This window comes from Peptoanaerobacter stomatis (assembly GCF_000238095.2).
Lineage (GTDB): Bacteria > Bacillota > Clostridia > Peptostreptococcales > Filifactoraceae > Peptoanaerobacter > Peptoanaerobacter stomatis_A.
Genome location: NZ_JH815225.1, coordinates 955,348 through 976,479, shown reverse-complemented (window position 1 = coordinate 976,479; position 21,132 = coordinate 955,348). Strand labels below are relative to the sequence as shown.

Here is a 21,132-nt window from a genome sequence, read left to right as displayed (position 1 = left end):
ACCAAGGAGAGTATCAAACATTTCAATCATTAATACATTAGAGTTAAACTGTTTATGCCTGATGGTGAGCATTGCTGATAGAAATAAGGAATTGATAAATTATTCTATATGCTATATTAATCAAAAACATCTATTTAAAAGTATCTGACTTGTATAAAATATTTTTATATAATACTTATGACAATATAATAATAGATAATTTATATAAGAAATTTATAAATAGTGTTATATTTTATTTAAATTATTGCAACTCTATTGATTTATTGAATTTTAACATAAAAAATTTTAAAAATGGAGCATTATATGTTTAACAAAATTTTTTCAAAACTAAAAAATAATAATGAACAAAATAGCGAAAAGTTTGTAGATGTAGGAGAACATAAATTTTTGAAAAATTTCAAAAAGATAACTATAACTCTGCTTATACTTTTTGTAGCTATATCATATTATGTGTTGTTAGTGCCTATAAATTTACGTTCGGCACAGTTTTATTCGTATATACTATTTATACTGTGTTTACTTACAGTTATATTTTTTATAGATTCGCTATTCAACAAGAAGAGCGTGGTAATTTATAAGACATCTATAAAACTAATAGCGGTTATAATAGTAGCTTTAGTATTGTCAAATCTATATTCATCGCCTATACTTCAAGCAAAAAAATATGCAATGCTTATTAAAAAGCAGGAAGGTGTTTTTGAAACAGATGTGAAATCGGCAGATTTCAATAAGCTCCCTGTTGTGGATAGAGATATGGCGATTAAATTAGGTGCAAGAAAGATGGGAGAAATGGGAACTTTGGTGAGCCAATATGATATAGATGAAACATATTCTCAGATTTGTGTAAAAGGCAAACCATTAAGAGTTACGCCATTAGTTTATGCAGATACTATAAAATGGTTTTTGAATAAATCAAACGGAATACCGTATTATATAAATATAGATATGGTTACTCAAAATTCAACTCTTGTAAAATTATCTTCACCTATAAAATATTCGTTAAGTGATAAATTTTCACGAAACTTGTACAGACATATAAGATTCGGCTATCCTACAGCGATAATATCGCAAATTAATTTTGAAATTGATGAAGATGGCAAACCGTATTTTATAGCATCTGTTGTAGAACCGACCATAGGAATTTTAGGTGGCGAAGATGTCAAAGCGGTTATAGTAATAAATGCATCGACAGGTGAAATGAAAAAATATAATACTGATGAAGTTCCGACTTGGATAGACAGAGTTTATCCCGCTGAGTTAATAATAAAACAACTTACGGATAATGGTCAATATGAAAGAGGATTTATAAACTCCAAAGTAAAACAGGAGGGAGTTACAAAACCGACAGAAGGATATAACTATATAACAATGGGAGAAGATATATATTTATACACAGGGATAACTTCTGTATTGTCAGATGAATCCAATATAGGATTTGTTTTTGTAAATATGAGAACAAAAGAAACTAAGTTTTATCCTGTATCATCAGCGGAAGAATTTTCAGTTATGGAAAGTGCGGCAGGAGCAGTACAGGAAAAAGCGTATAAAGCTACTTTTCCTATACTTATAAATCTATACAACAGACCGACATATTTTATGGCACTGAAAGATGATGCCAAGCTTACAAAAATGTATTCACTGGTAGATGCACAAAGTTATCAAAAAGTTGCAGTAGGTAACACCATACAGGAAACAGTAGATAATTATAGAAAGATTACAACTGATATAGCTATTGAAAGTACAGACATAATATCAAAAGAAATAGTTGTAGAAGATGTAAAAAGCGTAGTAGTAGACGGAAACACCGTATTTTATATAAAAGTACAGGGAGAAGATAAAATCTACACAGCTCCTATAGATGTTGACGCTACACTTGCATTTGTTAAACAAGGAGATATATTAAACGTTTTGGGTAATGATGCGGAAAGCACATTTATAATAACTGGATTAAAAAAATAATGACTTATATAATTCAATTTATACTAAAAACTATTTAAAAAATAATGTACAATAGAAAATAATTAGAACAATCACTAAGTCTAAAAAATCATGTATAAAAAAGAGTGATATTTTAAATAGATAATATGTAAATATGTGTGAAAAAGGACTGTTGCAAAATTATAAAAAATTATAGCAACAGCCCTTTTTTTGAATTTATACTAAAAATCAATAAAATAATAGACATTCCTGTTTTTAAAAACTTATTAGCTGAGCAAAATTAAGTATATTTAAAAATAAATAACTTATATAGATGTATCTATTAATTAAATGTAGATTAGTATTATTTTATATTAGGAACTTCGTAATATCTGACGCTTTTGTCTTGCCAAGACCAAACTATCAAATCTTTGCCTGATATAAATAAATTTGCTTGACTTACAGGTACTGTTAAATTTGCAAATTCAATACCGTCTTTGTTTATAAGCTTTACTTCGGATTTATTTTTGCCTTGAAATAGCACTGCCATATTTTTTCCGTCAGTTACAAACCATTTCATATTGCTGTAAAGCGGAGTGCATTTTCCATTTTCAGCAATATATAAAGTAGTATATTTTTTAAAGTATTCGCCTTCTTTTTTAGGTGTATATTCTTCATTGCCCATAAAAAATACTTTGCCCCCTATTGGAATTATGTTAAAATCGGGATCTTTATGATTGCAGATAAGTGTTGTTTTGCTGTCTTTTAAAGAGTATGAGTATAACAGGTTGGCTGTTTTATCATTTTCATCTTGTTTCCAGTAATATATTTGATTTTCACCCATTGTCATATTGTAAATGCCTGGGATTAACACAGTGTCTTTTCCTGTTTTTCTATCTATTGCTACTATGCCGTATTGCGATTCGTCCTCTACATTTTTGGAGTACGGACATTTTATGCAATAAACTACATCTTTTTTTACAGCTGAAAAATTTACATTAGGATGGTGCATTACATCGCTGTAAAATTCGTAAAAATGTTCTTTGCCTTCGCTTTCACCCATAAAATACGGATCCGGAAAACCGTAAAATTTTTTATTTTCTATATCAACATCATAGCTTCCGTACCCTACAAGATATATCTGATCATCTTTTTTATTGTCGATTATATCAGTTTTATTTAGCAATACAGCAAGATTGCCTCCCATAAATCCGCCGCCGTAGTGAGTTGTGATATACAAATTGCCGTCGCTTAACAAATGAAATGAAGGCTGGTAGTCTACCGCTTCAAGAATTTTTACAGCCTTTTTAGATGACATGATATCCTTGGCAAAAAAAGTCGGGGAATTTTCAGAATAAATACCTCTTTTTTCATAAATCATATAATAAAGAGTACCCTTATGTACAGCTAAATTGCTATAGAATGCTTCTATGGGCAGAGTTATAAGTTTTTTCGGTTTTAACACTGAAACGGCGTATATCTGATGAATACTCATAGCGCATAAGATGAATATGGCTAAAAAAACTTTAAAAAACTTTTTCATAATAAATAACCTCCTGAAATAAAATATAAAAAATATTCTCATGTGTATTTATGATTCAATAATAAAATAACAGTATAAAAAAGTCAATTTACCATATAATTAAAAACAGATTAAATATATATGATAAATTTGCTAAAGTTGAGCAATATTATAAAATGTGATATAATTATTTAATTTATTTATTATACGATTAATAAATGCGTTTATTGAAAAAAATATCAAATATATTATTTTGAATTTATAGTGGTAAAATTAAATGATTGTTTTAAAAATTTAAGTTTAGTTGATATATAAATTATGTATAAGATGAGGTATTGATTGTGAATATAGGCATACTTGGAGGCACTTTTAACCCTATACATTTCGGACATACTTTCATAGCGAACTATGTCATGGATTATATGAAACTTGATAAAATAATGTTTATACCGTCGGGAATTCCTCCACATAAAGATTATGTTATTGACAAAAATCATCGTAAAGCTATGGTAGAACTTGCGATAAAGGACAATTCCAATTTTTTGATAAATTATTATGAAATAGAAAAAGAAGATTATTCATATAGTTATGAGACTGTCTCATATTTGTTAAAGGAATATAAAAATGACAAATTTTATTACATAATAGGTCAAGAGGCTTTTATGTTGTTTGATAAATGGTATAAATTTGAAGAACTTAGCAAATTGATAACTTTTATTGTAGTGACAAGAGGAGAGAAAATAAAATCTGAACTTCAGAAAAAATTTATAAAATACGATGTTGATATGTGTTTTTTAGATACTCCCGATATAGAAATATCTTCTACCGACATAAGAAATAGAGTAAAAGAAAATAGAAGTATAAAATATTTTGTCGATGAAAAAGTAGAAAATTATATAATAAAAAATAATCTTTATAAATTATATAATAAAAAATAATCTTTATAAATTGGAGAATGAAAATGGAGTCTATATTTGATAGAATAAAAAAAGATTTGAAACATTTGTTGAGCGAAAAAAGATATCAGCATACATTAGGCGTGGAGAAATCTGCCATCATGCTGTCAGAAAGATATGGAGAAGATATAGATAAAGCAAGAATTTCAGCATTGTTGCATGATATTGCCAAGCAATTAAGTTATGATGAGATAGAAGAAAAAGTAAAAAAATACAATATAGTTTTTGATGAAATAGAGCAAGTAAGTCATCAGTTGCTACATGCGAAGATAGGACGATATATTGCACAGTATGAATACAATATTGAAGACGAAGACATATTAAATGCAATAAGTTATCATACAACAGGCAGGGCTGATATGAGCAAATTGGAGATGATTATATGCTTGGCAGACTATATCGAAGAAAACAGAAAGTTTGAAGGAGTTGAAAAAATAAGGCAATTATCTTATATAGATTTGTACTATGCCTTATACTATGCACTTAACAACACTATGATACATCTTGCAAGCGAAAATGACCTCATACATCAAGACACATTGAATGCACGAAATTTTTTGCTTAAAAATTGTAAGAAGCATTTGGAAGAGGTCAAACATCCTCATATAAAAAAGATAATTCAAGAATAAGTTTTAAATAAAATAGTAATTATGATATGTGTGAAAAATTCTATATACATTTTATAAAAATATTGAAATAAGGCTGGAATTAATAATGAAAAAATTGCTCAAACTGCTTTTATTTATTGTAGCATTTATATTTGTTTTGGTGCTTGTAGCAAATATATATATAAACAATATTAAAAAAAGCAATCCTGATAATGAGTTGACATTGGCGGATTTACAGGAACTATCCAAGACGATGAATGATGACAGAATAAATATACTGCTTTTAGGAGTAGACAGTTTAGACGGCAGTCAAAATCATGCAAATATGAGAACGGATACTATGATGCTTTTATCTGTAGATCCCAAGACAAAAACAGCATTTATATTATCCATACCGAGAGATACAAGAGCAGAAATTGAAGAGTATAAATATAAATTCAATAAAATAAACTCTGCACATTCAATAGGAGGCATAAACTCCACATTAAAAGCTGTAAAAAAATTGTTAAATGTGGATATACATCACTTTGTAAAAGTGGATTATCAAGCATTGTTTAAAACAATAAATGATATAGGCGGAGTAGAAGTAGATGTACCTATGGATATGAATTACGACGACCCTTATGCTACACCACCTCTTCATATAGAATTGAAAAAAGGTCTACAACTGTTAGACGGTGAAAAATCTATGCAATTTTTGAGATTCAGATACGGATATGCAAACCAAGACCTTGGAAGAATAGAATCTCAGCAAAAATTTATGACAAGTCTTATAAAAAAAGTTTTGTCAGTGGAGTCGGCTACACATATACCGCAATATATTGATACATTTTATAAATATGTACAGACAGATATGAGTATTACAGATATGCTCAAAATTGCATCAAAATGTATAGATATAAAACCATATAACATAAAAAAAGAAGTATTGCCGGGAGAAGCGAAGACTATGTACGGAACATCATATTATATAGCAGATCCTGAAAAATCAAAAGAGTTATTGGATATTCTTTTATCAGGGAATTATTATATCTCACAAGAGATGCAAGATGAAAATGCGACTGCACCAGATAGTAAAAATTCTACTGATACGGCAAATGTAACAAATGCTCCTAAAATACCTTATGTTGTCATATTAAATGGGGATGGACGTCAAGGATTGGCACAAAGAGCAACAGATTTATTATTTGTAAATAACATAGAGGTTCAAGACTCAGCAAATGCAGATAATTTTGATTATGAAGAAACTGTAGTATATTATACAGATGATGAGATTTTAGCTCAAAATATAGCAACTATATTAGGTGTCAACAGAATAACACAAGAAAACAAGGCATACTACGGAAAGCCTACAGATATTCTTATAGTTCTTGGAAAAGATTTTGTGAAATAAAATTTATGAATATTTAAAATAGTTTGACATATAATTGTTTAAAGTGTATCATTAGATTAATATAGTGTAAAAATAAAAAATGAGTTTTTAAGGAGAACTTAATTAGATGACTACTAATGAAAAAATAAAAAAAATCTATGAGGTATTGGATAAAAAACTTGGCGAAGATATTGTTGTCTTGAATGTAAATGGAATATCAAGTATAACAGACTATTTTGTAATAGTATCTGCACCAAGTGAAAGACAAGTAAAAGCGTTGGAAGACGCATTGGATTATGAAATGTCGAAACTTGGTGTAGAAGCAAGAGCCGTGGAAGGCAAGAGTAGTGCAAAATGGATATTAATAGATTATAACGATATAGTTGTGCATATATTTAAGACGGAAGACAGAGAATTTTATAATTTAGAAAGGCTTTGGAAGGATGCTGTATTTGTAGATATTGAGGAGATATAGTAAGGGAAATTAGGTATGAGTGTAAAAGATAGATTTTTTTTAATATTCTATGAGAAAGATGAAAAATGCAGAACAGATATAACCTATGTTTTATTAGCTATGGGTTCTTTGGTTGTTCATATAGTTTATCATATTTTTTTTATAAAACACAATAAATTACCACTAATCGAATATAATATATTCAGTGTATTTTTTTACTTATTTTTGGTTATTTTTAGGAAGAAAATACAGCTTGATAAATTTACAATAGTGTGGAATATAGAAGTTATGCTGTTTGCTACGCTTGCAATTATGAAGATAGGCTTTGGATACGGCTTTGAACTTTTGTTTTTGATTCTTATGTCCACAGACGTATTTTTGATGAATAACAACATATTTGTCAAAATGTTAGTCATATTTTTGGAAGCTGTTATATTTTTCAGATTGCTCATATCTAAAAAATTTGCATGGAATTTTGATCCGGCAGTTATAGATTTTTACATATTAAATTTCCTTTCATATTTCTTTTCTGTAAATGTAGTGAATTATGCATCTCTCAGTTTTTTTGAGATAAAAAATAAATTTGAAAATATGAAGTTGGTAGAAGAAAAAGAAAGATACAAGAAGATAGCTGAATATGATGCTTTAACAGGATTGGTAAGAAAATTTTATATGACACAGCAGTTGGATGAAGCCATAGACGATTATAACGGTGGAAAATTGGACAACTTGGTTTTGATATTTGCAGATATAGATGATTTTAAAAGAATAAACGATACATATGGACATCCGAACGGAGATATAGTGCTTGCGAAAGTAGGCATGATTTTCAAACAGAATTTCAGAAAAGATGACATAATATGCAGATGGGGTGGAGAAGAATTTTTAATACTCATGAAAAATGTAAGAAAAGGCTTTGCATATAACATAATAGATAAATTGAGAGAAAAAATATACAAGCAAAATTTTTTGTTTGACGATGTAAACGTATCTATAACTATGACTTTTGGGGTATGTGCAGTATATGATTCCAAAATAAAATACGAAGAGTTAATAAAAACAGCGGACAATTTATTGTATGAGGGGAAACACTCAGGTAAAAATAAGGTTGTCTACAAAGAAATATAATGAGATTTAAAGACTATATTGAATTATTCTGATTAATATAGTCTTTTTTGATAATAATTTCTATTTATACTCTGAATTATGGAATAAATATTGTTTATTACTATAAAAAAATATTGTAAATTTGACGATATAAGCATATAATATAATTATAAAATTAAATTTTTAATAATAGGTTGTTAAAAAATTATTAAGACTGATTTTATTAAGAAAGAAAGGAAGTAGTGTGAAAGCTTTTAAAAGTCAAAGTGATAAACTTTTTGAAGAAATACTTGAAAAAAAAATAGTACCCATGTTGTTGGAGTACAAGCCATTTAATGATATGATCAAGTATGTACGAACACCTCAAATGGAATCTACGATTAAATCACTTAGAGATGTTATGACAATCGAAAAAACACAAGTCTTGGAAGCTAATAACATACATAAGGAAAAATCAAGGCTGGTCTCAAATGTATTATATTTATCAAATCAGTTGAACAATGGTAATGCAAAAGTAGAAAAAGAGCTGGAAGAAACAAGAAACAAAATATTGGAATTTAATGATGAGATAGAAAAAAGAGAAAACAGCATAAAAGAGTTGTTGGTACTGAAAGAAGAACATAATTTACAGCTTTTAAGAGAAACTTTAAGTTGTTGTTACAGCACAATAAAAACTGATGAAAAAGAGTTGGACAGTATATTAAAAAATATAGAGCAATTAAGAAAAGAATTAGAAAATAAACGCATAAAAAGAGATGAATTACAAAATAGAATAGATTCGACATATGGCTTTATTCATGGATTTATGGGAGCGAAAGAAACTCAAAAAATTGATGAACATTTGTTATAAGTTGTTAAAATTGAGATTAGCCTTATCAATTATATTGTGGGGCTAATTTGTATATTTAGAGAAAAATTTTAATATAGTATAGGAAAAACTGTTGTATAATTTTAAAAGTAGAGATAATATATTTTTATATTATATTTATCGTTATAAATACTAAGTATACAACAAATTATAAATGTTTAGCACTAAATAAAAATTTTCAAAAGTAAAGATAAAATTGACTTTAAATTATATTCGTCAGGAGATGAACAAAGGTGAAGTTTTCATCTAATAGGGCAATAGCAAGAATTTTTTTAAACAATATATTACATAACATAAATGAATTTAAAAACATAAGAGATAAAAAAACAAAGATATGTGCAGTCGTAAAAGCAGATGCCTATGGACATGGGAGCATTGAAGTGGCAAATTATATACAAGAATATATAGATTATTTTGCAGTATCAACAGGAGATGAAGCAATAGAATTAAGAGCTGCAAAAATATATAAACCTATAATAATACTTGGATATGTGTTTGAAGAAGAAGTGGAAAATCTGATAAAAAATGATGTGGATTTCACAGTATACAACACTAAAATAGCTGAAATCATATCTAAAAAAGCCGAGGAGCTTAAAATTACAGCTAAAGTTCACATAAAATTAGATACAGGTATGTCAAGAATAGGCTTTTTGATGCAAGATGATTATGTGTCAGAAATAAGCGCTGTTAATGATATGCCGGGCATAAAAATAGTTGGTTGTTTTTCTCACTTTGCGTGTGCGGATGAAGTTAAAAACGAGTTTAATAAAATTCAGTTTGATAATTTTAACGAGATGTGCATAAATTTAGAAAAATCAGGTATAAATCTCGGCATTAAACATATCGCAAATTCATCAGCGTCTGAATCAGTAAAATATGATTTGGATATGATAAGATTAGGTATAGGTATGTATGGATATTCATTAAACGATATAAAAAATCCTTCACTTGATTTAAAACCTGCTATGAGATTGGAAAGTGTCGTATCCAACATAAAACTTCTCAAAAAAGGCACAACCGTAAGTTACGGTGCCAAGTATAAACTTGAAAAAGATGAATGGATAGCAACTATACCGATAGGTTACGCTGATGGAATAAGCAGAGCATTATCTAACAAAGATGTACAAATTTTATTCGAAAACGGAGAAAAAGGTACAGCAGTAGGTAATGTGTGTATGGATCAGATGATGATAAGATTGGACGATTATATAGAGATAGGCAAGAAAGTATATATATTCGGATATGATAACAGCAGTGGATATTACATAGCTAAACTGTCCAATACAATAATAGACGAAACCATATGTGCAGTGCATAAGAGAGTAAAAAGAGAATATCATGCAGAATAATTAGAAAGGAGGTGTGTAATGAAATCTGATAAAGTGGTCAAGAGAGGCGATATATATTATGCGGATTTAAGTCCGGTTATAGGCTCAGAGCAAGGTGGAATAAGGCCTGTGATAGTAGTGCAAAACAACATAGGAAATAAATTCTCACCAACTATAATAGTAGCACCTATAACTTCAAAAATGAATAAAGCCAAATTGCCCACTCATATAGAGATAAGTGCAAAACAATTTGGCTTAGAAAAAGACTCTGTTATGTTATTAGAGCAGATACGAACTATTGACAAAATAAGATTAAGAGAGTTTATAGGGACAGCAGATGAAAATACAATGGGAAGAGTTGATCAAGTTTTAAAAATAAGCTTATCTTTAAATTAATACATATTACAAAAAAACATACATAATAATACTAACACCTATTTAGAGTGATAAATCTAAAATTATTACAATACATATAAAAATATAACTTACACATTTAAGTATACTATTATTTTAATTAGAGATTAGTATGAACTTCAAATTTAACGAGGTACTAACCATGAAAGCTTATAAAAAAGCACTGTTTATATACAACCCATTATCAGGTAATAGAGATATAGCAACAGAATTAGATAAGATAATCGAACACTTTATAAAAAATAAAATAATTTTGACTGTTATAAGACTTGAAGAAGAAATTTATGATATTTTAAGCGAATTGTTGAACACTTTGGATTATGATTTTATTATCGGAGTCGGAGGTGACGGCACAATAGATTCAATAGCAAGAAGAATAGTAAAAAACAATATAACAAAGCCGTACGCTGTAATAGGAAGTGGAACATGTAATAATTTTGCTTCAAATATATCTATGCCGTCAGGAGTATATAAAACGATAGAAGAAATTGCAAAATATAAAACTGCAATGGTAGATATAGGCTGTTTACAAACAGGTCAGATATTTTTATCTTCACTTGCAATTGGAGTTTTTGCAGAGACATCTTTTGAAACCAACTCGGATTTAAAAGAGTGGCTTGGTCCATTTGCTTATCATCTTCAAGGACTTACGCAATTACCTAATATAAAAACTAATAAATTTATAATAAAATCAGATAAAAAAACTGTTGAATTACAAGCATATATGGTTCTGGTCTTAAATGGAACAAATGTAGGAAATATAGGTGGATTATTCGGCAACAACGTGGATATAAAAGATGGTTTATTTGAAATGATTATAGTAAAAGAGGCAAATCCTGTAGATTTGGCAAACTTATTGGTAAAAGTGGTAAAAGGAGAAGACTTTACAAATTCGAACATAATAGAAATAATAAAATCTTCAGAATTTGAAATAGACTGCGAGGACAGGAGTTTGGCGGTAAGTATAGACGGAGAAAAAGGACCGTCACTTCCATTAAAATTGAGTGTAAAACCTAATTATATAAACGTTATAGTAGGCAACACTTATGAGGAATAAAAATCAAAATACATATAGATAATTTTTGGACTAAAATACTATACATAAATTATCTATATGTATTTTTTTGTGCAATTATTAAAAGTTATGCTGTTATTAATAGTATTATATAATGCAAATGCTTAATTAATGAATATATTTATATAAATTATTTATTTTAAGTATATTTAATTTTACTTAGCTAATAAATTCTTAAAAATAGAAATATCCATTATTTTATTAACTTTTAGTATAATATATCTGAAAATATCTTAATTTAAATAAAGTTTAGAACAATAGTAAAAAACACATAATATATTTTTTGAATTAAAAAGAATATATTATGTAAAATTATGGTATAATATTAATATTTATATGATATAAAAAGTTAAAAATTTTATATAGAATATGATACGATTATATCTATTTTTATTGTATAAGTTTTAGAATAAAATAAAAATTTTAGAAGGGAGAATAGTTGATATTTTCATATCAATGAAAGAAAACTATGAAGAGCTATGACATTATTATAGTTGGTGGAGGCTCAGCAGGACTTACAGCAGCAATCTACACATCAAGAGCAAAATTAAAGACATTAGTTTTGGAAAAAGCAACTTTTGGAGGGCAAATATCTAACACTATGGATGTGGAAAATTATCCGGGCTCTCTTGGGAATGAATCAGGTCAAGCCATAATAGATAGAATGTATGAGCAGGCGAAAAAATTCGGTACGGAATTTATAAGTCAGGAAGTAATAGATTTTGATTTTTCTAATAAATTGAAGCTCATCAAGACAAAAGAAGAAACATTTGAAGCAAAAGCTGTTATATTGGCACTTGGTGCAAATCCGAGAAAATTGGGAGTAAAAGGGGAAGATGAGTTTGCATCAAAGGGAGTATCATATTGTGCTACTTGTGACGGCCCTTTTTTCAAAGATATAGAGATTTTTGTCGTAGGTGGAGGAGATACAGCTTTGCAAGAGGCTATATTTTTGACAAAATACGCATCAAAAGTTACAGTAATTCACAGACGTGATGAATTCAGAGCGTCTAAGATATTACAAGAAAGAGCGAAAAATAATGAAAAAATAGAGTTTAAAATGAGCTGCGTCATAGATGAAATAAAAGGTGACGGCTTAGTAAACGAGATTGTGATTAAGGATTTAAAAACAGGAAATACAGAGCAAATAAAACCTCAAAATGAATTTAATATACTTGGAGTATTTGTATTTACAGGTAATGTGCCAAATACCGGCTTATTTGCAAAAGAGTTCAAATTGAACTCTAACGGGTATTTTGTAGCAGGCGAAGATATGAAGCTTGCACAAGGAGTGTATGTGGCTGGAGATTGCAGACAAAAACGTTTCAGACAAGTCGTAACTGCTGCGTCTGACGGTGCAATAGCAGCTCTTGAAGCAGGTGCTTATATAGATGAAAGTTTCTAATTAAAAATTTATTAAATTTAAGAAAGCTATTTTTAAATATGAAAATGATACAATCAAATGACAACAAGTATATAAAACTTGTAAAATCTTTACAAAATAAAAAATATAGAGAAAAATATAATCTTTTTTTTGATGAAGGAGTAAAAAATATCGAGCTTTCTTTGAAATCTGATTATATGATAAAATTTGTAATGATTAGAGAAGATTTTGTAAATGATAAATTGCTTGAAGCTTTAAGAGATAAAGTTGGAGATGAAAATATATTTTTTGTAAAAACTGCTGTATTCGATATTATATCGGATACAGTAAACTCTCAAGGCATAATGGCAATATATGAAAAAAAGGAGTTTTTCAAGCCTTTAAACAGTAAATACATACTTATATTGGACAGATTACAAGATCCGGGAAATATAGGAACAATATTGAGAACTGCAGAAGCGAAAGGTATAAATGACATATATTATATTAAGGGTACAGCGGATTTTTTTTCACCAAAGGTTGTGAGGGCTACGATGGGCAGCATATATTTTATGAATATGTTTATGCTTGATGATGTTCAAATGATTAAGGATTTAGGATATAAACTGTACTCAAGCTCTCTGAAAAATGCCGTTAATTGTGTAAATGCCTTTACAGATGATAAAATAGCACTTATAATAGGTAACGAGGCAAACGGAATAAGCGATGAGCTGTTGTCAGTTTCTGACAAAAAGATAAAAATATCAATGCAAGGTAATGCGCAGTCTCTCAATGTATCAGTTGCAACAGCAATGTTGATATATGAGATGACCAGAAAATAAAATTTATTAATTTAAAATATAAGGAAGTGGAATAATTTGAAAGAGCAGTTGCAAAAAATAAAGGAAGAATTCATCAAAGAAATGCAAAAATCAAGAGATAAATTATCCCTTGAAAATATAAGGCTTAAATATCTTGGAAAAAAAGGTGAATTAACGGCAATCCTTAAACAAATGGGTAAGTTGTCAAGCGAAGAAAGACCTCTTATGGGAAAACTTGCAAACGAAGTAAGAGAAGAAATTGAAAAGAGATTGGAAGAATTTGCAAAAGCTTTAAAGCAAATAGAACTTGAAGAAAAATTAAAATCAGAGTTCATAGATGTAACAATGCCGGTTAAACCAAGATTTACAGGTTCTCTTCATCCACTGTCTACAGTAACTTCTCAAATGGAAGACACATTTATGTCAATGGGATTTTCAGTAGTGGAAGGACCTGAAGTGGATACAATAGAAAATAATTTTGATGCACTTAATGCGCCTAAATACCATCCGTCAAGAGATATGACAGATACATTTTATCTGAACAATGATTTATTGCTTAGAACACAGACATCTACAGTGCAAATAAGAACTATGAAAACTCAAAAACCGCCTATAAGAATGATTTCTCCTGGAAGATGTTTCAGATGTGATACTCCTGATGCGACGCATTCTCCTATGTTTCATCAGCTTGAAGGTTTGGTTATAGATAAAGGAATTACATTTGCAAATTTAAAATATACATTGGAAGAGTTTGTAAGAAGATTTTTCGGTGATGATATAACAGTAAAATTTAGACCGCATAACTTTCCTTTCACAGAACCGAGTGCGGAAGTGGATGTACTTTGCTTTAAATGTAAAGGTCATGGTTGTCCTACTTGCAAAGGTGAAGGATTTATAGAGATACTTGGAGCAGGTATGGTGCATCCGAATGTACTTAGAAATTGCAACATAGACCCTGAAATATACAGCGGTTTTGCATTCGGTATGGGAATAGATAGAATAACTATGATGAAATATGAAATAGAAGATATAAGATATATGTATGAAAATGATATGAGATTTTTGAAACAATTTTAGAAAGATATTATTTAAAAATTTTAATTAAGAATAATATGGTCTGCTAATTTTATAATTATGATTTAGAATATAGATATTTTTTATTTTTCTCATAAATTTTTAAATTTGTGTAAAAATGACTGTTGTTTTATAACGTATAGTATTCAAATATTTATAATGATTCGTTGTTTTATCTTAATTATTTAATCATATAATTAAGATATAAAATTAAAAGACTGTAATATTTTTGGAGGGTTGAATTTGAGAGTACCGGTAAAATGGATTAGAGATTATGTAGATATAGATATAAGTGCCAAAGAGTTGGCTGATGCACTTACAATGACAGGAACAAAAGCAGAGACGATAGAATATCTCGGTGAAGAAATATCAAATGTTGTTGTGGGCAAGATAATGAGTATAGAGAAACATCCTGATGCTGATAAATTACAGGTAACACAGATAGATGTCGGAAAAGATGAATTGGTGCAGATAGTTACAGGAGCACAAAATGTATCAGTAGGAGATGTAGTGCCCGTAGCATTACATAAGTCAACACTTCCTGGCGGAATAAAGATAACAAAAGGCAAATTAAGAGGAGTAGAATCAAACGGAATGTTATGCTCCTGCAAAGAATTGGACGTAGAAGAAAAATATATGGACGAAAAATCTAAAAACGGAATATGGATTTTGGACAGTGATTTGAAAATAGGTCAAGATATAAGAGAGGCTTTAGATTTGAAAGACGCCATAATAGAATTTGAGCTTACAGCAAATAGACCTGATTGTATGTCTATGATAGGCATAGCACTTGAGACTTCATCAACTATAAACAAACCTATAAATCTTCCTGAAAATAAGTTTAATGAAATAGATGAAGAATTTGATTTTGAAGTAAGCTGTGAAGATGAAGCGCTTTGTCCAAGATATATGCTCAGAAAAATAAAAGATGTAAAAATAGAGCCGTCACCTTATTTTATGCAAAGAAGATTGATAGAGGCAGGAGTAAGACCTATAAACAACATAGTAGACATAACAAATTATGTAATGCTTGAATATGGTCAGCCAATGCATGCATTTGATGCAAAAATGCTCGAAACAGATAGAATTGTTGTAAAAAGAGCAAAAGACGGTGAAAAGTTTGTTACCTTGGACGATGTTGAAAGACAGCTTGACAGCTCTATGCTTATGATAACAGACGGAATAAAATCGATAGCAATAGCAGGAGTGATGGGAGGACAAAACTCAGAGATAACAGATAATACAACTGAAGTAGTATTTGAATCTGCAAATTTTGAACAGGACAGCGTAAGACTTACATCAAAAAAATTAGGACTTAGAACAGACTCATCAAGTAGATTTGAAAAAGGTATAGATATACAAAGACCTGAGCTTGCAATAGAAAGAGCTTGCTATTTTATAGATAAATACGGTTGGGGAAAAGTAGTAAAAGGTCAAAAAGATACATTAAAAGAAAAAATAGAAAAAAGAGAAATAACAGTAAATGCAAAAAAAATAATAGCAAAATTAGGAAACGATATAGAAATAGAGCAAGTAATAAAAATATTGGAAAAACTGTTTTTTGAAGTATCAAGAAATGGTGATGAGCTGATTTTGAAAGTGCCGTTTAACAGGAACGACATCTATATGAGTGATGATATACTCGAAGAAGTTGCAAGAATATACGGCTACAACAATATAATCTCAAAAAATATAACATCAACAATAACATTTGGAGAAAAAACACCTCAAAAAAGATTTGAAGACAGTGCCAAGACAGCATTAATGTCTAACGGACTTACAGAAGTAATAACATATTCATTTATAGGTGAAAAAGACCTTGATATGATAAATTTTCCTAAACAAAATTTATTAAAGATAATAAATCCTCTTGGAGAAGACACTTCAATAATGAGAACCACTTTAGTGCCGTCTATGATGAACGTTGTAAAAAGAAATTATAGCAGGAAAAATGAATTTTTTGCGGGTTTTGAAATAGGACACATATTCATAAAAGAAGAAGATAAGATAGAGCCGACACAAAAGAAACAACTTGTAGGGGCAGTATATGGAGATAAAACAGATTTCTTTGATTTGAAATCTATGCTTGAAGGTGCTTTTGAAAATTTGGGGATTTTTGAAAGAAGATACGAAATTGAAAATACAAACGAGCTTTTTCATACTCAAAGATGTGCAAAAATATTTGTAAAAGATAATGTGATAGGCTATATAGGAGAGTTACACCCGATTATATTGGACAATTACGACATAAAAAAGAGAGTATATATGTTTGTAATAGATTTTGATATCTTATTTGAGAGCAAATTTGACGTGAAATTAGCTAAAAATGTATCAAAATTCCCTGCCATTAAAAGAGATATAGCCTTCGTTATAGATGAAAAAGTGCTTTGCAACGACATACAAGACCTCATAGAACAAAATTCAAACGACATAGTTGAAAGCATAGAATTATTTGATATATACTCAGGTTCACAAGTGGAAAAAGGCAAGAAATCAATGGCATACTCAATAATATACAGAGGAAAAGACAGAACGCTTACAGATGAAGAAGTAAACCCTGTCCAAGAAAATATAATAAATAAATTAAAAGAAAAATTTGACGCATATTTAAGAATGTAATAATTAAAGAATCAGGAGAAAATAAGATTACTTGTATTTCTCCTGATTTTTTTCTTTGTTAATATTATATTAGGTTGATACTAGTTTAATACTATTTTCTAATAAAATTATGGACAACTCGTATAATTATATAACATTAATATAAATAGTCTACCAGAAGAATTAATTATTATGTTTTTCTATTATTCTATAAGATTTCGCTATAATGTATATATAATATTTCTGCTTTGATTATACTTAAATTTACTTAGATAATAAATTCTTAAAAACATTTATTATATCTATAATTTATAAATATAAAGAAAATGCCTAAAAATTATTGTAAATAAAATAAAAATAGTATAAAATAAATATGGTAAATGTTTTCTGATTTAAAAGAGTGGAGGTATAAATATGAATCCTTTAATTGATGATAACAGCTTAAATATGAGTGGATACAGTATAGATGAAATCCATGTAGGTATGAAAAAAAGTGTTTCAAAAACTATAACGGAGTCAGACATATATACTTATGCAGGTATTATAGGAGATATCAATCCACTTCATGTTAATGAAGAATATGCAAAGAATACGAGATTTAAAACCAGAATTGCTCATGGTATGCTTACAGCGTCATTTTTTTCAACTTTAGTAGGTATGTGCATTCCGGGAGCGGATGCCATATATTTGGGGCAAACTCTTAAGTTTCTATTACCTGTGAAAATAGGAGATACTATAATAGCTACAGGAGAAATAACTAAAGTAGTACCGGAGAAAAAAATAGCATATATGAAAACTACTGTTGTAAACCAAAGAGGCGAGCTTGTAATAGATGGAGAGGCAACTGTAATGGCAACCAAATAAAATACTATCATTAATAAAATAAATGTTTTTTTATATAATGCTCAAATATATTTTGCTTAGGGTATTTTTGCACAAATATTTTCAATTCCGCTAGCAAAACAATTTGAGCATATATTAATTTAAGCAGGATTTAATATAATACTAATCCCTAATAGAATAATAGATAATTTATATGAAAAAGCTATAAATAGTGTTATATTTTTATTAAATTTACACAATACTATATTTTCCATAGTTCTATTTAGTTTTAGTATAAGGCTGTAAATTAAATAAAAATTGGTATTGCTTTTTAAAAAAAATAATTATATAATAGTATTTATGAAAGCGTTTGATTATAAGGCTTAACTTATCGCATATAAATTTTTAAATTTATAATATTATTTTTAATAGGTCGGTGATTTTATCAGAACTTAATATATTTTATAATTTGCAAAAAAATTTATGATAATTAGTTAAATTTAAGATTATTCGCTTGATGAAAAAATAAATTCGCACAAATGAAGGGAGAACATTTTTATGAAGGTTTATGAATCAGACCAAATAAGAAATATTGCAATACTTGGACACTCAGGATCAGGAAAGAGTAATCTTATGGAGGCGTTCTTATATACAACAGGAAAGACAAATAGAATTTCAAAACCGACAGATCAAGTAAAAATTACTTCATCATTAGGGCTAAACGCTATAGAATGGAAAGATCATAAATACAATATATTGGATACTCCGGGCTATTTTGATTTTGAAGGAGAAACTATATCAGCTTCAATAGCTGCGGCATCTACAATAATAGTTGTTGATGCAACTACATCATTGCAGGTAGGAACAGACAAGGCATTGGAGTTTTCAGATAATTATAATTTTCCAAGATTTATATTTGTAAATAAAATAGATTCTGAAAAGGCTGATTATGAGAGAATATTAGATGAATTAAAAGAAAGATACGGCAAAAAAGTTGCACCTTTCCATTTACCATGGGGAAAAGCGGAAAATTTTAAAGGCTTTATAAATGTAGTTGACCTATTTGCAAGACAATATAATGGTAAAGAATGTGTCACAGTAGATATGCCACAAGATTTGCAAGCGGATGTTGAGAATGTAAGAGCTATGCTTATGGAAGCGGTAGCTGAAACTGATGAGGTATTGCTTGATAAATATTTTTCAGGAGAGGAATTCACAACAGAAGAAGTACATATAGGGCTTAGAAAAGGAGTAATAAGTGGCGATATAATACCTGTGCTTTGCGGTTCAACAGCCAAAAATATAGGTCTACACACATTACTTGACATGATAAATGATTATCTTCCGTCACCTCTTGACAGAATGAAGAGGGATAAAACTGTATTTGATGGACAAATATTTAAAACTTTTGTAGATTCATTCTTGGGTAGAGTATCATATGTGAAGATAAATCAAGGTGTATTAAAGCCTGATGTGGAAGTATATAATATAAACAAGAGAACTAAAGAAAAGATAGCAAAGATATACGTATCTACAAATGAAGGCTTGCAGGAAGTGGAAAAAGCCAATGCAGGAGATATAATTGTACTTACAAAATTACAGACATCATTAACAGGGGACACATTAGCCGAAAAAGTTGACGCATCTGCATATGACTTGCCTATATTCCCTAAACCGCAAATGTTAGTGGCAATAGAACCTGTTAATAAAGGTGATGAAGATAAAATATCACAAGGATTGCACAGATTATTGGATGAAGACCCTTCATTTACTTGGGAAAGAAATGTAGAAACAAAACAAACAGTAGTAGGAGTGCAAGGAGATATACACATAAATTCACTAAAAGACAAATTAAAAGAAAAATTCGGTGTAGATGTTAGAATAGAAGACTTGAAAGTACCTTATAGAGAAACAATAAAAGGAAAATCAGATGTTCAAGGAAAACATAAAAAACAATCAGGCGGACACGGACAATATGGAGACGTTAAGATAAGATTTGAACATTCCGACAAACCGTTTGAATTTACAGAAGAATTATTTGGCGGTTCTGTACCTAAATCTTATGTACCGGCAGTAGAAAAAGGACTTATAGAGTCAATGGAAAAAGGTGTGCTTGCAGGTTTCCCTGTTACAAATATAAAAGCAACACTATATGACGGTTCATATCATGATGTAGACTCATCAGAAATGGCATTTAAGATAGCGGCATCATTAGCTTATAAGAAAGGTATGGAAGAAGCAAGACCTATATTGTTAGAACCTATAATGGATTTAAAAATAATAGTTCCTGAAGAATATATGGGCGATGTAATCGGAGATATGAACAAAAAACGTGGAAAAGTAATGGGTATGGAAGCATATAAAGGAAATAAACAAATTATAAGTGCACAAGCACCACAAGCTGAAATATTCAAATATGCAATAGATTTAAAAGCCATGACACAAGGACAAGGATATTTTGAAATGGAATTTGCAAGATATGATGAAGTTCCACAACAAATAGCACAAAAGATAATAGCGGACGCAAATAAATAAGACTACATTTATGAGATTGTTTTAAATTGATTCAATATAGCTATTACTAAAAAAGTAAAGATATTTTTTATTTAAAAAAATTTCTTTACTTTTTTGCCCTTGTATAAGGATAAACACGATAAACTGATATAGATAATTCATATTAATACTAATATTCGTTTGATGAATGGATACATTTATATAAGTTATTTTTTAAAGTATACTTAATTTTGCTTATCTAACAAATTCTTAAAAATAAAAATATCCATTGTTATGACAGAAATTAGTATAAGAGTTCTATAAACGGTGTTATATTTTA

At 29.1% G+C, this 21,132-nt stretch carries 17 protein-coding genes; 16 read left to right on the top strand and 1 reads right to left on the bottom strand.

Annotated elements, in window-relative coordinates; all coding sequences use genetic code 11:
- The first annotated feature begins 303 nt into the window (after positions 1-303).
- Positions 304-1,959 carry a hypothetical protein gene (locus HMPREF9630_RS04165; RefSeq protein ID WP_009527289.1) on the top strand — a complete coding sequence of 552 codons (1,656 nt, stop codon included), beginning with the start codon at positions 304-306 and terminating at the stop codon, positions 1,957-1,959.
- A gap of 322 nt (positions 1,960-2,281) precedes the next feature.
- On the opposite strand, the gene HMPREF9630_RS04160 is transcribed toward HMPREF9630_RS04165, so the two are convergent.
- Entirely contained in the window at positions 2,282-3,460 is a 1,179-nt protein-coding gene (locus HMPREF9630_RS04160; protein WP_009527288.1) for a hypothetical protein, read from the bottom strand.
- Positions 3,461-3,780: 320 nt separating this feature from the next.
- On the opposite strand from HMPREF9630_RS04160, the gene nadD reads away from it, so the two are divergent.
- The 15 genes from nadD (at position 3,781) to HMPREF9630_RS04085 (ending at position 20,834) form a co-directional block, all read left to right on the top strand.
- Positions 3,781-4,377, top strand: a complete 597-nt coding sequence (gene nadD, locus HMPREF9630_RS04155; RefSeq protein ID WP_009527287.1) for a nicotinate-nucleotide adenylyltransferase — start codon at positions 3,781-3,783, stop codon at positions 4,375-4,377.
- 23 nt (positions 4,378-4,400) lie between these two features.
- A complete protein-coding gene (yqeK, locus tag HMPREF9630_RS04150) occupies positions 4,401-5,024 on the top strand; it encodes a bis(5'-nucleosyl)-tetraphosphatase (symmetrical) YqeK (RefSeq protein WP_009527286.1) in 624 nt (207 codons plus the stop codon).
- 85 nt (positions 5,025-5,109) lie between these two features.
- Positions 5,110-6,396: an LCP family protein gene (locus HMPREF9630_RS04145; RefSeq protein WP_009527285.1), complete on the top strand. Its 1,287-nt coding sequence runs from the start codon at positions 5,110-5,112 to the stop codon at positions 6,394-6,396.
- Positions 6,397-6,502: 106 nt separating this feature from the next.
- Positions 6,503-6,850, top strand: coding sequence for a ribosome silencing factor (gene rsfS, locus HMPREF9630_RS04140; RefSeq protein ID WP_009527284.1), 348 nt, complete (start codon positions 6,503-6,505; stop codon positions 6,848-6,850).
- Positions 6,851-6,865: 15 nt separating this feature from the next.
- Positions 6,866-7,957, top strand: a complete 1,092-nt coding sequence (locus HMPREF9630_RS04135; RefSeq protein WP_009527283.1) for a GGDEF domain-containing protein — start codon at positions 6,866-6,868, stop codon at positions 7,955-7,957.
- A 223-nt stretch (positions 7,958-8,180) separates the two neighbouring features.
- Positions 8,181-8,786, top strand: coding sequence for a hypothetical protein (locus tag HMPREF9630_RS04130; protein ID WP_009527282.1), 606 nt, complete (start codon positions 8,181-8,183; stop codon positions 8,784-8,786).
- Positions 8,787-9,037: 251 nt separating this feature from the next.
- Positions 9,038-10,153: an alanine racemase gene (alr, locus tag HMPREF9630_RS04125; RefSeq protein ID WP_009527281.1), complete on the top strand. Its 1,116-nt coding sequence runs from the start codon at positions 9,038-9,040 to the stop codon at positions 10,151-10,153.
- A gap of 18 nt (positions 10,154-10,171) precedes the next feature.
- Positions 10,172-10,528 (top strand): type II toxin-antitoxin system PemK/MazF family toxin, encoded by a 357-nt coding sequence (locus HMPREF9630_RS04120; RefSeq protein WP_009527280.1) that lies wholly within the window; start codon positions 10,172-10,174, stop codon positions 10,526-10,528.
- Between the two features lie 160 nt (positions 10,529-10,688).
- On the top strand, positions 10,689-11,603 hold the full coding sequence (locus tag HMPREF9630_RS04115) for a YegS/Rv2252/BmrU family lipid kinase (protein WP_009527279.1): 915 nt from the start codon (positions 10,689-10,691) through the stop codon (positions 11,601-11,603).
- Between the two features lie 487 nt (positions 11,604-12,090).
- A complete protein-coding gene (gene trxB, locus HMPREF9630_RS04110) occupies positions 12,091-13,026 on the top strand; it encodes a thioredoxin-disulfide reductase (protein WP_009527278.1) in 936 nt (311 codons plus the stop codon).
- A 38-nt stretch (positions 13,027-13,064) separates the two neighbouring features.
- Positions 13,065-13,826, top strand: a complete 762-nt coding sequence (locus HMPREF9630_RS04105) for a TrmH family RNA methyltransferase (protein ID WP_009527277.1) — start codon at positions 13,065-13,067, stop codon at positions 13,824-13,826.
- Positions 13,827-13,862: 36 nt separating this feature from the next.
- Positions 13,863-14,882, top strand: coding sequence for a phenylalanine--tRNA ligase subunit alpha (pheS, locus tag HMPREF9630_RS04100; RefSeq protein ID WP_009527276.1), 1,020 nt, complete (start codon positions 13,863-13,865; stop codon positions 14,880-14,882).
- A gap of 240 nt (positions 14,883-15,122) precedes the next feature.
- On the top strand, positions 15,123-17,498 hold the full coding sequence (gene pheT, locus HMPREF9630_RS04095) for a phenylalanine--tRNA ligase subunit beta (protein ID WP_009527275.1): 2,376 nt from the start codon (positions 15,123-15,125) through the stop codon (positions 17,496-17,498).
- Between the two features lie 393 nt (positions 17,499-17,891).
- Positions 17,892-18,341, top strand: coding sequence for a MaoC family dehydratase (locus tag HMPREF9630_RS04090; protein ID WP_009527274.1), 450 nt, complete (start codon positions 17,892-17,894; stop codon positions 18,339-18,341).
- Between the two features lie 516 nt (positions 18,342-18,857).
- A complete protein-coding gene (locus HMPREF9630_RS04085) occupies positions 18,858-20,834 on the top strand; it encodes an elongation factor G (protein ID WP_009527273.1) in 1,977 nt (658 codons plus the stop codon).
- Positions 20,835-21,132: the final 298 nt, after the last annotated feature.

Bases quoted from the DNA above. Each gene is read 5' to 3' on its own strand.
- trxB (WP_009527278.1), top strand. From the start codon at position 12,091: ATGAAGAGCTATGACATTATTATAGTTGGTGGAGGCTCAGCAGGACTT.
- HMPREF9630_RS04160 (WP_009527288.1), bottom strand. From the start codon at position 3,460: ATGAAAAAGTTTTTTAAAGTTTTTTTAGCCATATTCATCTTATGCGCT.
- HMPREF9630_RS04120 (WP_009527280.1), top strand. From the start codon at position 10,172: ATGAAATCTGATAAAGTGGTCAAGAGAGGCGATATATATTATGCGGAT.
- HMPREF9630_RS04115 (WP_009527279.1), top strand. From the start codon at position 10,689: ATGAAAGCTTATAAAAAAGCACTGTTTATATACAACCCATTATCAGGT.
- rsfS (WP_009527284.1), top strand. From the start codon at position 6,503: ATGACTACTAATGAAAAAATAAAAAAAATCTATGAGGTATTGGATAAA.
- HMPREF9630_RS04090 (WP_009527274.1), top strand. From the start codon at position 17,892: ATGAATCCTTTAATTGATGATAACAGCTTAAATATGAGTGGATACAGT.
- HMPREF9630_RS04165 (WP_009527289.1), top strand. From the start codon at position 304: ATGTTTAACAAAATTTTTTCAAAACTAAAAAATAATAATGAACAAAAT.
- yqeK (WP_009527286.1), top strand. From the start codon at position 4,401: ATGGAGTCTATATTTGATAGAATAAAAAAAGATTTGAAACATTTGTTG.
- HMPREF9630_RS04145 (WP_009527285.1), top strand. From the start codon at position 5,110: ATGAAAAAATTGCTCAAACTGCTTTTATTTATTGTAGCATTTATATTT.
- HMPREF9630_RS04105 (WP_009527277.1), top strand. From the start codon at position 13,065: ATGAAAATGATACAATCAAATGACAACAAGTATATAAAACTTGTAAAA.
- HMPREF9630_RS04135 (WP_009527283.1), top strand. From the start codon at position 6,866: ATGAGTGTAAAAGATAGATTTTTTTTAATATTCTATGAGAAAGATGAA.
- HMPREF9630_RS04085 (WP_009527273.1), top strand. From the start codon at position 18,858: ATGAAGGTTTATGAATCAGACCAAATAAGAAATATTGCAATACTTGGA.